This is a genomic window from Planomonospora alba, from assembly GCF_039534085.1.
GTDB classification, from domain to species: domain Bacteria; phylum Actinomycetota; class Actinomycetes; order Streptosporangiales; family Streptosporangiaceae; genus Planomonospora_B; species Planomonospora_B alba.
In genome coordinates this window covers 41,213-53,046 of the sequence record NZ_BAAAUT010000017.1, presented here as the reverse complement: position 1 = coordinate 53,046, position 11,834 = coordinate 41,213, and the positions used below count along the sequence as shown (strand labels likewise).

The window sequence follows — 11,834 nt, the reverse complement described above, 5'->3', positions numbered from 1 at the left end:
TACGGGGTGGAGGGGCGCGCCGGGAAGGCCGGACCGGTCCGGGGCCGTTCCGGCGGGGTCCGGCGGGGTCCGGGCCCCGCGGCCCGCACGCGGAGGTGCGGGGCGGGTGCGGGTCAGGCTCCGGCGGCGCGGGCGGCGGCGGCCGCGGCGAAGGCGGTGACGATCGGGTGCGGCCGGGTGCCGTCGCCGGCCAGCTCCGGCTGGAAGAGGGTGGCCAGGAAGAACGGGTGGCCGGGCAGTTCCGCCACGCGCACCGCCCCGGTCTCGTCGTGGCCGGTGAAGCGCAGGCCGCCGGCGGCCAGGGCCGGCAGGTGGCCGGCGGCGGGGCCGAAGGCGCACGAGTAGCGCTCGACGGTCCGCCTCGCCCCGATGGCCTGCTCGGCCAGCGAGCCGGGTGCCAGCCGTACGGTGTCCTCGTGGCCGACCAGGGAGCAGGCCAGCGGTACGAGCAGCGGGTCGGCGGCGCCGGGGTCGTTCTCGGCGTGCGCGGCGGCCGTGCCCACGACGTTGCGGGCGTACTCCAGCAGGGCGTGCTGGAAGCCGCCGCAGGTGCCCAGGAACGGGATGCCGTGCTCGCGGGCGGTGCGCACCGCGTGCACCGCCCCGGCCTCGCTGGCGTACGGGCTGCCGGGCAGCAGCCAGATCCCGTCGAAGCCCTCCAGGCCGCCGGCGTCGGTGGTGGGGATCCAGTAGGCGTCCAGGGTCAGCCCGTCGCGCTCCTGCAGCGCCGCCAGCAGGGCGGGCACGCGGACGTGGGCCTGGACGTGGGGGGAGCGGTCGCCGACGAGGGCGACGGTCGCGGAAGCGGTCGCGGAGGTCATGAGCCCATCCTGGAGGTCCGCCTCCGGTAAGCGCCAACGATGGTTGCTGCTGGTGCGATAAGCGATACTGATGGGCCGTGGACCCGCATCTGCTGCGCACCTTCGCGGCCGTCGCCGAGCTGCGTTCCTTCTCCGCCGCCGCGCACCGGCTCGGCTACACCCAGTCGGCGGTCTCCCAGCAGATCGCGGCGCTGGAGGCCGACCTGGGCACGGCGCTGCTGCGGCGCCGCCCGGTGGAGCCCACCGCGGCCGGTGCGCGCCTGCTGGAGCACGCCGGCCCGCTGCTGCTGCGCCTGCGGGCGGCCCGCGCCGACGTGCTGCGTGCCGCGGGGGCGCCGCCGCGCACGCTGCAGGTGGCCGTCTCGCCGCTGGGCTGCCCGCCCGCGCTGGCGCGGGCCCTGCACGCGCCCGGCGTGCGGGTGACGGTGCGCACCGCCGTGCGGCGCGAGGTGGCCGAGCAGGTCGCCTCCGGTGCGGCCGACGTGGGGCTGCTGGACGGGATCGCCGCGCCCAGCGATCCGCTGCGCCTGCCGGACGCAGGCCCGCTGTCGGCCTTCGGGGTGGTCGCCGAGCCGCTGGTGGTGGCCCTGCCGGACGGGCACCCGCTGGCCGGGCGGCGCGGCCTGGCGCTGGCGGATCTGGCGGGAGCGCTGTGGCTGCGGGCGCCGGCGGTGGTCGAGCCGGAGCGGCTGCGCGAGCTGGCGGGCGCGGCCGGACCGCAGGCGTTCCGGGCCGGCTCCGGCTACGACGGCCACGACCTGAACACGGTGCTGAACCTGGTGGCCGCCGGGCACGGCCTGGCGCTGCTGCCCGCCTCGGTCGCGGCGGGGGCGCCGGCCGGTCCGGGCGGCGCGGGACCGCAGGGGAGCGGCGGCTCTCCCGGCGGCGGGGCCGGAGGCGTGCCCGGCCGGGAGGGCGGCCGGGGGATCCGCGCGGTGCCGCTGGCCGCGCCGCGCGTGGTGCACCGGGTGGAGGTGCTGTACGGCGCGCTGCGCGGCCCCGCCGCCGACCTGGTGGATCAGCTGCGCCAGCCGCCCGGGTCGACGCCGCCGGGCACGTCGGCGTCCGGGTCGTAGGGGGTGCGGGTGAAGACGAACGTGGCCAGGTCCAGGTGGCTGAGGGAGCCGTCCGGGCGGCGGACGGCGCGCAGCGTCTCCCCGGCGTGGTAGCCGTCCAGGCCCAGCCAGGTGCCGTCGGGCCGCGCGGCGAAGCGGGAGGCGCGGCCGGCGCCGCCGACGGGGTCCAGCGACAGGTCCCGGCCGCCGGTCAGCCGCAGCGCGTAGGGGGCAGGCCCCCAGTACCAGAGGCCGGCCAGCTCCAGCAGGTCGGCGTCGACCCGCCGGGGCCGCCACTCGGCGGGCAGGCGCGGCTCGTGCTCGTCGAGGATCGCCAGCAGGTCCATCGGCAGGGTGCGGCTCGCGCCGGAGGTGGAGTTGCTCAGGAACAGCACGCCGGTGCGGTCGGCGGGGTCGGCCCAGACGGCGGCCAGGAAGCCCGGCATGGAGCCGGTGTGCCCGGCCAGGCGGCGCCCGCCCGCGCGGGCCAGCTGCAGGCCCAGGCCGTATCCGCCGGTCCAGGTGTCGCCGTCGTCGACGGCCGCGGGCTCGCGCATCTCGGCCAGCGTCGCGGCGTCCAGCACGTCGCCGGTGTCGCCGGCCACGAACGCCGCCCACCGGGCCAGGTCGGCCGGGGTCGACCAGATCTGCCCGGCCGGGGCCATGGCGGCGGCGTGGTGCTCGGGCTCGGGCAGCAGCACGTCGGCCCACGGGTGGACGGCGTAGCCGCGCGCGTACGGCTCGCGGGGCCGGGTGGTGGTGCCCGTCATGCCGAGCGGGCGCAGCACCTCCTCGCGCACGGCCTGGTCCCAGCCGGTGCCGCGGTGGCGGGCCACCAGCTCGCCCAGCAGGCCGAAGCCGAGGTTGGAGTAGTGGTAGCGGCGGCCGGGCCGGTGGCGGGAGGTGCCCGGGCCGAGCCGGGCCAGCAGGTCGCCGAAGGGCGCGCCGGGGGTGCGCTCCCACCACGGGCCGGGCGGTTCGGCGGTCAGTCCGGCGGTGTGGGACAGCAGCTGGGCGACCGTCACCTCGCCCGCGGGGGTGCCGGGGATGTGCTCGCCGATCGGGTCGAGCAGGTCCAGGCGGCCCTCGTCGCGCAGCCGCATGACGACGACGGCGACCATGCTCTTGGTGATCGACCCGATCCGGTACTGGGTGTCGGGGGCGGGCGGGCGGCCCTCGGCCCGGCCGCGCGCGCCGAACCACGCGATCTCCCCCTCGCGCACCACCGCCGCGGCCAGTGACGGCAGCCGCGAGCCCGCCTGCTCGGCGGCGACCCTGTGCAGCAGCGCGCGGGCCGTGCTGTCCCGTACGGGTGACATCGGCGTGCTCCCTTCCCCGGCGTCCCGCGGCCGCCCCTTCCCGTCCGGGGGGCGGCCGGACTGTCCACGTTAACGGCAGGCCAGCCGCGCCAGCATCGGCGGGAGGGTGCCGCGGCAGGCGACGGTCAGCCGCCGGGTGGCGCGGGTGACGGCGACGTACAGGTCGTGGCCGCCCATGGGGGACTGGGCGAGGATCTCGCCGGGTTCGACCACGATCACCGCGTCGAACTCCAGGCCCTTGGCCTCGCCGGTGGTCAGCACGGCCACCGGGCGCTCCAGCGCGTCGGAGCCGTCGTGCGGGTCGGGCCAGCGGGCGGCGACGGCGCCGGCGACCTCGTCGCGGCGGGCGTCGGGCACGATGAGCGCCAGCCGCCCCTCGCCGATCGCCTCCAGTTCGGCGGCGGCCAGGGCGGGCAGGTCGGCGGTGGCGGCGCGGACCGCGCGCGGGGCGTCGCCGCCGGTGCGCACCGACTCCGGGGGCGTGCGGCCGGGGGCGACGGCGGCCAGCACGTCGGCGGCGACCTCCATGATCTCGGTGGGGGTGCGGTAGTTGACCAGCAGCCTCTCGACGCGCCAGCGGCCCTTGAGGTAGGGGTCGAGCATCTCGCCCCAGGAGCGGGCGCCGGCGGCCGAGCCGGTCTGCGCCAGGTCGCCGACGACGGTCAGGGAGCGCGCGGGGATGCGGCGCATGATCGTGCGCCAGGCCATCGCCGACAGCTCCTGCGCCTCGTCCACGATGACGTGGCCGTAGGCCCAGGTGCGGTCGGCGGCGGCCCGTTCGGCGGTGGTGCGGTAGGGGCCGGACCAGTGGTGGCGCTCGGCCAGTGCGGAGGCCTCCATCATCTCGTCCTCCGCCAGGCCGGTGAACTCCAGCACGCCGCGGGCGTAGGCCTCCTCCTCGCGGCGTTCGGCCTCGGCCGCCCGCCGGGCGGCGTGGAGGGCGGCCTCGTCGACGCCGAGCAGCTCGGCGGCCTCGTCCAGCAGCGGGACGTCGCCGGGCGTCCACGGCGAGCCCGGCGGGCGCAGCAGCGCGTCGCGTTCGGCCGGGGACAGCTCCGGCGCGGCCCGGCGCAGCGCGGCGGCGTCCGACAGCAGGTCGCCGACCAGCTGCTCGGGGGTCAGGTGGGGCCACAGGTCGTCCAGGGCGCGGCGCACCTGGGGCCGTGCCCACAGGACCTTGCGGGCGTGGCGCAGGTCGTCGGCGTCGGCGGGGGCGTCGAGGCGGGCGGCCTCGTCGGCGGCCAGGGCGGTGAGCACGTCCAGCAGGAACAGGCGGCGGGCGGTGTTGTGCGGCAGGCCGCTGCGGCGGGCCCGCGTCCGGGCGGCGGCGCAGGCGGCGTGGGAGGCGGCGATCGTCATCTCCTCGACCACGACCTCGACGCCGTCGCGCAGGGAGGTCCGCACCGGGACGGCGATCTGCAGGTCGCCGTCGGGCAGGCGCTGGCGGTCGGCGACGGCGGCGGCCACCACCCCGGCCATGCGCAGGTCGCCCTTGACGACGGCGGCGGCCGGGGTGTCGGCGGCGGTGGCGCGCACGCCGGGGTGCAGTTCGCCCACGGTCGCCACGACCACGTCGGTCTCGCCGAGGGAGGGCAGCACCTGGCCGATGTAGCGGGCGAACAGCGCGGTGGGGCCGACGACGAGGACGCCGCGGCGGGACAGGACGTCGCGGTGGGTGTAGAGCAGGTAGGCGGCGCGGTGCAGCGCGGCGACGGTCTTGCCGGTGCCGGGGCCGCCCTCGACGACCAGCGCGCCGGCCAGGCCGGAGCGGATGACGCGGTCCTGCTCGGCCTGGATGGTGGCGACCACCTGGCTCATCCGGCCGGTGCGGCCGCGCCGCAGCGAGGCCAGGAGCGCGGCCTCGCCGACCAGGGTGCGCCGCTCGCCCTCGCCGAGCCGGTCGAGGTCGAAGACCTCGTCGTCGATGCCGACCACGGTGCGGTCGCGGGTGTGCAGGTGGCGGCGGCGCACCAGCGGGCCGGGGTCGGCGGGGGTGGCGGTGTAGAAGGGGCGGGCGGCGGGGGCGCGCCAGTCGGTGAGGATGATCTCGCCGTCGGTGTCGCGCAGCCCGATCCGGCCGATGTAGCAGGTCTCGCCGTCGGTGTCGTCGATGCGGCCGAAGCACAGGCCGTGCTCGACGCCGTCCAGCTGCGCCAGGCGGCGGGCGTGCTCGGCGGCGGAGACGTCGCGCTCCAGGCGGGCCTGGTGGGTGCCGCCGGCGCCGCCGCGGGCGTGCTCGGCGGCCAGGGCCGTGCGGGTGTGCTCGCGGGCGGCGTCGAGGCGGTGGTACAGGCGGGTCAGGCGGGCCTGCTCGGTGCGGATCGCCTCCCGCAGGGCGGTGCCCTGCCCGGCGGTGTGCTCGGCGGTGGAGTCGGGGCCGCTGCGGCCGGGGGTGTGCTCGCGGGCACCGGATCGGGCGGTTCCGGATTGACGGCGTCCCATGTCTCTGGTAGACTCCTGTATGAGTGGACGTTTTTGTTTTGGCTGATTGATTGTAGCCGTCCGCTCGTGTCGGTGCACGCCTGTCTCCGCGTGCCCGCCCCCGTCGCGCCGGCCGCGCCGCCGCCGTACCGTCACCGTGATGCCCGCGTGACGCCATCGCTGCCTCCCCCAGACGCCGCCGCCGAATGTTGTGGGATCCCGGCATGCGCCGACCCGGCCCCGTGGTGTGGGATCGTCCCCATGACAGATGACGGGAAGACTCCGCCACGCCCCGACGGCGCACCCTCCGCCGCATCCGGGGACACCTCCGCCGCTCCCGGCCCCGCAGCCGCGCACGCCGCCGGCGGCGTGCGGCTCCCGCCCCCGGCGGCCCCCAGCGCCTTCTCCGGCGCCGACCTGGCCCGCGTCAGCGTGTTCGCGGCGCTGATCGCCGTGCTCGGCCTGCCGGGCGCGCTCAACGTCTTCGGCAACGCCGTGCCGATCACCCTGCAGACCCTCGGCGTCATGCTCGCCGGCGCGATCCTCGGCTCCTGGCGGGCCGCGCTGGCCGTCACCGTCCTGATCGTGCTCGTGCTGGCGGGCCTGCCGCTGCTGGCCGGCGGCAGAGGCGGGCTGGGCGTGCTCGCCGGGCCGTCGGCCGGGTTCCTGCTCGGCTGGATCCCCGGCGCGGCCGTGACCGGCTGGATCGTCGAACGCGGCGGCCGCGCCCCCGGCACCGTGCGGCTGGTGGCCGCCTGCCTGGCCGGCGGCGTCGCGGTGATCTACCTCATCGGCGTCCCCGTGCAGGCCGCCGTCACCGGCCTGCCGCTCGCCCAGACCGCGCTGCTGGCCGCGGCCTTCCTGCCCGGCGACCTGGCCAAGGCCGTGCTCGCCGCCCTCATCGCGCGGGGCACGCAGCGGGCCTACCCCGGCGCGGTCCCCGCGGCCGGCCGCCTGCGCACCGGAGGGAACTGATCCGCCCATGCCGGTGGCAGCCCAGATCATGCAGCACGCCGCCGCGCACCCGCACCGCGTCGCGGTGCGCGGCGCGCACGGCGAGACGACCTACGACCTGCTCGCCCGCCGCATCGACGGCGCCGCCCGCCTCCTGGCGGCGCGCGGCGCCGCGCCCGGCGCGCCGGCCGCGATCGCGCTGCAGGACCCGGTGGAGGCGCTGGTGGCCGTCCTGGCGGCCGACCTGGCCGGCGCCACCCCGCTGGTGTGCGACGCGGCCGCCGGCGCCGAGCGGCGCGCCCGGCTGCTCGGCGCCGTCCCGGTGGACCTGCGCGTGGAGCGGCCGCTGCCGGTCGGGCCCGCGGCCGCCGGAGCCGCCCGCCCGGCACCGGCGGCGCGGCCCGAAGAACGCGGGCCCGCGGCCGCGGACCCGCCCGCGGCCCGCGCCGGCGCGCCGCACGACCGGGCCTGGGCCTGCTTCACCTCCGGCAGCACCGGCAGGCCCCGCGCCGTGGTGCGCACCCGCGCCTCGTGGACGGACTCCTTCCCCCACCTGAGCGACCTGGCCCGGATCGGCCCCGACGACACCGTGCTGGTCCCCGGCCCCCTCAGCTCCTCCCTGTACGGCTTCGCGGCCGTGCACACCCTGGCGGTGGGCGCGACGGCGGTCCTGCCGGGGCGCTGGCCCGCCGCCGGGCTGCAGGCGCACCTGCGCGCCTGCACCGCCGTCCACCTGGTCCCGCACCACCTGCCGGCCGTCCTGGAGGTCCTGCGGCGCTCCGGCGGGCCCCTGCGCAGCGTCGTGGCCGGCGGCGCCGCCCTGCCCGCCGGCGTGCGGGAGCGGGCCGCCGACGCCGACGTGCACGTGCTGGCCTACTACGGCGCCACCGAGCTGTCGTTCGTCGCCGCCGACGCCGACGGCTGCGGGCTGCGGCCCTTCCCCGGCGTCGAGATCGAGGTCCGGGCCGTGCCCGGCGCGGCGGCCTCCACCGGTGCTGCGGGCGGAACCGCCGGCGCTGCCACGGACGGGGTGCCGCTGGGCGAGGTGTGGGCCCGCTCGCCGTACCTGGCCGACGGCTACCTGGCCGGAGCCGACGGGCCGCTGCGCACCGACGCCGGCGGCTGGATGACCGTCGGCGACCTGGCCGGGCCGTACCGCGGCGGCCAGGTGCTGCGGCTGCGCGGCCGCGGCGGCGGCGCGATCCAGACCGGCGGCGCCACCGTCGTGCCCGAGGACGTCGAGGAGGTGCTCAGGAAGGCACCGGGCGTCGGCGACGTCGTGGTGGTGGGCCTGCCCCACCCGGACCTGGGCGCGGTCGTCGCCGCGGTCGTCGAGGGCACCGGAGTGCGCCGGGCCGCGCTGGAGGAGGTGGCCCGCGCCGAGCTGGACGCCGCGCAGCGGCCCCGCCGCTGGTACGCGGCCGAGCGCCTGCCCCGCACCCCGTCGGGCAAGCCGCGGCGCGGCCTGCTCGCCGCCCGCCTGGCGGGCGGCGAGCCCGGCATCCGTAAGCTCGGCTGACATGCGAGACGAACCCCCCGCCGGCCGGCCCGTCGTGGTGGCGGCCCTGCGCACCCCCATCGGCACCGCCGGGCACGCCTTCAAACAGGTCGGCGCCGACCGGCTGGCCGCGCCCGTCCTGGCCGCGCTCGCCCGCGACCTGGCGCCGGTGCTGCCCGTCCCGGCCGAGGACGTGGTGCTGGGCAACTGCACCGGGCCCGGCGGCAACCTCGCCCGCGTGGCGGCGCTGGCCGCCGGTCTCGGCCACGGCGTGCCCGGCCTGACCGTGGACCGGCAGTGCGGCAGCGGCCTGGCCGCGGTCCTCGTGGCCGCCCAGGCCGTCGGCAGCGGCGCGATGGACCTGGTCCTGGCCGGGGGCGTCGAGAGCGCCTCCACCGCGCCGCTGCGCGCCCGCCGCGACCCCGCCGCCCCGCACGACGTCGCGGCGGCGCAGCCGTACGCGCGGGCGCCGTTCGCCCCCGACGGCCACCCCGACCCGGACATGGGGCCCGCCGCCGAGGCGCTGGCGGCCGCGCGCGGCGTCACGCGCGAGCGCCAGGACGCCTACGCCTGCCGCAGCCACGCCCGCGCGCTGGCCGCCCGGCGGGCCGGCCGCTTCGACGGCGAGATCGTCGGCGTCGGCGGCCGCACCGACGACCAGCGGCCCCGCCCCCTGCGCCCGCAGACGCTGGCCCGGCTGCCGGCGGCGTTCGTGCCGGGCGGCACGGTCACCGCAGGGAACTCCTCACCCATCAGCGACGGCGCGGCGGCCGTGGCCGTCGTGCCGGACCGGCTGCGCGCCGCCGCCGGCCTGCCCGGGCTGCGGCTGGCGGCCGGCGCGGTCGTCGGCTGCGACCCCGCCCTGCCCGGCTGGGGGCCGGTGCCCGCCGTCCGGCGGGTGCTGGAACGCGCGGGGGCGGATCTGCGCGACGTGGCGGCGGTGGAGATCGTGGAGGCGTTCGCCGCCCAGACGCTCGCCGTCACCGACGCCCTGGGCCTGGACCCGCTGGGCGCCGACGACGGGCGCGTCTGCCCCGACGGCGGCGCGCTCGCCCTGGGCCACCCGTGGGGCGCCAGCGGCGCGGTGGCGGTCGTGCGGTTGTTCTCCCGGCTGGTGCGCGCGGCGGCGCCGCCCGGGACGCTGGGACTGGCTGCGGCCGCGGTCGGCGGCGGCCTGGGGGTCGCCGCCCTGTTCGAGGTGGTGTGAGTGATCGAGCTGACCGACGTGCACGTACGGCTCGGGCAGCGGGACGTGCTGCGCGGCGTCACGGTCTCGCTGACCGAGCGCCGCATCGGCGTGGTCGGCGCCAACGGCTCCGGCAAGAGCACGCTGGCCCGGCTGCTCAACGGCCTGGTCCTGCCGACGTCGGGCACGGTCACCGTGGCCGGGCTCGACACCCGCCGCCACGCCGCGCGCATCCGCCGCCGCGTCGGGTTCCTGTTCACCGACCCGGACGCGCAGATCGTGATGCCGACGGTCGCCGAGGACGTGGCGTTCTCGCTGCGCCGCCGGGGGCTGGCGCGCCAGGAGGCCGACCGGCGGGTGCGGGAGGTGCTGGTCCGCTACGGTCTGCACGAGCACGCCGACCACCCGGCCCACCACCTGTCCGGCGGGCAGAAGCAGCTGCTGGCCTTGTGCTCGATCCTGGTGCTGGAGCCCGAGATCCTGGTCATGGACGAGCCGACCACCCTGCTGGACCTGCGCCACTCCCGGCAGGTCGCCGCGCTGCTGCGCGAGCTGCCGCAGCAGGTGGTGGCGGTCACCCACGACCTGGCGCTGCTGGAGGACTTCGACCGCGTGCTGGTGGTCGACGACGGGCGGGTCGTGGCCGACGGCGCCCCCGCCGCGGCGCTGGAGCGCTACCGGGAGCTGATGGCGTGAACACCCTCACCGGCGCCTACGTGCCCGGCGCCTCGGTCCTGCACCGGCTGCCCGCCGGGGTCAAGCTCGCCGCCCTGGCCGTGTGCTGCACGGCGCTGGTGCTGGTGCGCTCGCCCGCGGTGATGGCCGGCGCCGCGGCCGCGGTGGCGGCGCTGTACGCCGCCTCCGGGGTGGGCGCGGCGGCCGCCTGGGCGCAGGTGCGGCCCGTGCGCTGGTTCGCCGTGGTGCTGTTCGGCGCGCAGCTGCTGGTGGCGGACCTGCCGGGCGCCGTGGCGGCGACGGCGCGGGTCGTGCTGGCCGTCGCCCTGGCGGGGCTGGTCACCCTCACCACCCGCACCGCCGCGGTGCTGGCCTGCCTGGAGCGGGTCCTGTCCCCGGTGCGGCTGGTGGGGCTGGACCCGTTCCGGCTGTCGCTGCTGCTGTCGCTGACGCTGCGCAGCGTGCCGGTCGTCGCGGCCCTGGCCGCCCGGGTCCGCGAGGCCGCCCGCGCCCGGGGGGTCGAGCGCAGCGCGCGGGCCTTCGCCGTCCCGCTGGTGGTCGGCGCGCTGCGGCACGCCGACGCGCTGGGCGAGGCCCTGGCCGCCCGCGGTCTGGACGACTGACGGCCGCCGCGCACCGTCCGCCCGTCCGCTCCGGGGCTGCCTGGCTGCGGGCCGCGCTCAGCGGCCGGGCAGGACGCCCGCCAGCCAGCGGCCGGCCACCGCGCACAGCAGCGGCGCCGGTACGGTGCCCGAGCCCAGCCCCACCTCGACGAGCACGTCGAACACCTCCCGGCGCCGGGCGGCGGTGGAGATCGCGGCGTCGATGAAGCCGGGGAAGCGCGCGGCCACGGCCAGCGCGTCGGTGGTGCGCAGGTGCCGCCCCAGCACCCGCCGCAGGGCGCGCCGGTAGGCCGGCAGCGGGTCGCCGGGCGCCTGCAGCGCGGCCTCGGCGGCCAGCCGGCCCGACAGCAGCGCGTAGTAGATGCCCTCCCCGGTGAGCGGGTTGACCAGGCTGGCCGCGTCGCCGGCCAGCAGCACCCGGCCCGCGCCGGGCACCGGCCGGCCGCACGACAGCGGCAGCCGGTGGGCGCGCAGGTCCCGGGCGGGCAGGCCGGGCAGCAGGTCGGCGAGCCCGTCGTGCAGCACCCGCCGCACGGGCGCTCCGGCGGCCCGCAGCCGGGGCAGCAGCATCCCGAAGCCGACGTTGGCGCTGCCGTCGCCGACCGGGAACGACCACGCGTAGGCGGGCCAGCCCTCCCTGCGCATGACGATGAGCTGGGTGTCGTCGCCGGCCGGCACGTCGGTGTAGCCGCGCACCGCCAGCGCGGTGTGCCGGTCGGCCGTCGCGGGCACCCCGATGAGGCGCCGCACCGTCGAGTTGGCGCCGTCGGCGGCGACCACGGCGCGGGCGACGATGCCGTCCCCGCGGCCGCCGGTGACGCCGGTGACGCCGTCCGGGCCGGCGGGGCCGTCCAGGACGACACGGCCGCCGGTGTCGGCCAGGGCGCGGACGCGGTGGCGGCGGACCTCGACGCCGCGGGCCCGGGCGGCCTCCACCAGGCGGGCGTCGAAGACCCGGCGCGGCACGACGAGGTTGGGGCGGGCGACGGTGGCGTGCACGCACCGGCCGCCGGGGGAGACCACCGTCAGGCGCCGCACCGGCCGGTAGTCGGCGAGCAGGCCGCCCACGCCGAGCAGGTCGAGCTCGTCGAGGCCGTGCGCGGCGATGCCGTCCCCGCACGCCTTGTCGCGGGGGAAGGCCTGCCGGTCCAGCAGGAGCACCCGCGCGTGCGGCCGCAGCTGCCTGGCCCGCAGGGCCGCCGCCGCCCCGGCGGGACCGCCGCCGACGACCACCAGGTCCCACACGCCGTCCACCCTTGTGGGTCTGCCACGGCACGGGCCG

Annotated in this window: 10 protein-coding genes; 6 read left to right on the top strand and 4 right to left on the bottom strand. The window is 79.1% G+C overall.

Annotated features, from left to right (window positions below; genetic code table 11):
- Nucleotides 1-113: 113 nt before the first annotated feature.
- Entirely contained in the window at nucleotides 114-821 is a 708-nt protein-coding gene (locus ABD823_RS12620; protein ID WP_344859039.1) for a CTP synthase C-terminal region-related (seleno)protein, read from the bottom strand.
- 77 nt (nucleotides 822-898) lie between these two features.
- Here ABD823_RS12620 and ABD823_RS12615 point away from each other — a divergent pair, with 77 nt between their 5' ends.
- Nucleotides 899-1,897 (top strand): LysR family transcriptional regulator, encoded by a 999-nt coding sequence (locus tag ABD823_RS12615; RefSeq protein ID WP_344859037.1) that lies wholly within the window; start codon nucleotides 899-901, stop codon nucleotides 1,895-1,897.
- Here ABD823_RS12615 and ABD823_RS12610 read toward each other — a convergent pair.
- Together ABD823_RS12610 and ABD823_RS12605 are read right to left on the bottom strand one after the other, a co-directional pair.
- Nucleotides 1,840-3,195, bottom strand: a complete 1,356-nt coding sequence (locus ABD823_RS12610) for a serine hydrolase domain-containing protein (protein ID WP_344859035.1) — start codon at nucleotides 3,193-3,195, stop codon at nucleotides 1,840-1,842. The two genes, ABD823_RS12615 and ABD823_RS12610, sit on opposite strands and share 58 nt — an antisense overlap.
- Before the next feature lie 69 nt (nucleotides 3,196-3,264).
- Nucleotides 3,265-5,637: a HelD family protein gene (locus ABD823_RS12605; RefSeq protein ID WP_344859033.1), complete on the bottom strand. Its 2,373-nt coding sequence runs from the start codon at nucleotides 5,635-5,637 to the stop codon at nucleotides 3,265-3,267.
- A gap of 240 nt (nucleotides 5,638-5,877) precedes the next feature.
- On the opposite strand from ABD823_RS12605, the gene ABD823_RS12600 reads away from it, so the two are divergent.
- From ABD823_RS12600 to ABD823_RS12580, 5 genes are read left to right on the top strand one after another with little or no spacing between them, the layout of a single operon-like run.
- Nucleotides 5,878-6,591 carry a biotin transporter BioY gene (locus tag ABD823_RS12600; RefSeq protein ID WP_344859032.1) on the top strand — a complete coding sequence of 238 codons (714 nt, stop codon included), beginning with the start codon at nucleotides 5,878-5,880 and terminating at the stop codon, nucleotides 6,589-6,591.
- A 7-nt stretch (nucleotides 6,592-6,598) separates the two neighbouring features.
- A complete protein-coding gene (locus ABD823_RS12595; protein ID WP_344859030.1) occupies nucleotides 6,599-8,089 on the top strand; it encodes an AMP-binding protein in 1,491 nt (496 codons plus the stop codon).
- 1 nt (nucleotide 8,090) lies between these two features.
- On the top strand, nucleotides 8,091-9,275 hold the full coding sequence (locus ABD823_RS12590) for a thiolase family protein (protein WP_344859029.1): 1,185 nt from the start codon (nucleotides 8,091-8,093) through the stop codon (nucleotides 9,273-9,275).
- Nucleotides 9,276-9,950: an energy-coupling factor ABC transporter ATP-binding protein gene (locus ABD823_RS12585; protein ID WP_344859027.1), complete on the top strand. Its 675-nt coding sequence runs from the start codon at nucleotides 9,276-9,278 to the stop codon at nucleotides 9,948-9,950. It begins immediately after the preceding gene.
- The gene (locus ABD823_RS12580) at nucleotides 9,947-10,552 is read left to right on the top strand and encodes a CbiQ family ECF transporter T component (RefSeq protein ID WP_344859025.1); all 606 of its coding nucleotides are present in this window, start codon (nucleotides 9,947-9,949) and stop codon (nucleotides 10,550-10,552) included. Before ABD823_RS12585 ends, ABD823_RS12580 begins: the two co-directional genes overlap by 4 nt.
- Before the next feature lie 57 nt (nucleotides 10,553-10,609).
- Here ABD823_RS12580 and ABD823_RS12575 read toward each other — a convergent pair whose 3' ends face one another.
- Nucleotides 10,610-11,806 (bottom strand): NAD(P)/FAD-dependent oxidoreductase, encoded by a 1,197-nt coding sequence (locus tag ABD823_RS12575; protein ID WP_344859023.1) that lies wholly within the window; start codon nucleotides 11,804-11,806, stop codon nucleotides 10,610-10,612.
- Nucleotides 11,807-11,834 lie beyond the last annotated feature (28 nt).

Bases quoted from the DNA above. Each gene is read 5' to 3' on its own strand.
- ABD823_RS12590 (WP_344859029.1), top strand. From the start codon at position 8,091: ATGCGAGACGAACCCCCCGCCGGCCGGCCCGTCGTGGTGGCGGCCCTG.
- ABD823_RS12600 (WP_344859032.1), top strand. From the start codon at position 5,878: ATGACAGATGACGGGAAGACTCCGCCACGCCCCGACGGCGCACCCTCC.
- ABD823_RS12620 (WP_344859039.1), bottom strand. From the start codon at position 821: ATGACCTCCGCGACCGCTTCCGCGACCGTCGCCCTCGTCGGCGACCGC.
- ABD823_RS12610 (WP_344859035.1), bottom strand. From the start codon at position 3,195: ATGTCACCCGTACGGGACAGCACGGCCCGCGCGCTGCTGCACAGGGTC.
- ABD823_RS12605 (WP_344859033.1), bottom strand. From the start codon at position 5,637: ATGGGACGCCGTCAATCCGGAACCGCCCGATCCGGTGCCCGCGAGCAC.
- ABD823_RS12595 (WP_344859030.1), top strand. From the start codon at position 6,599: ATGCCGGTGGCAGCCCAGATCATGCAGCACGCCGCCGCGCACCCGCAC.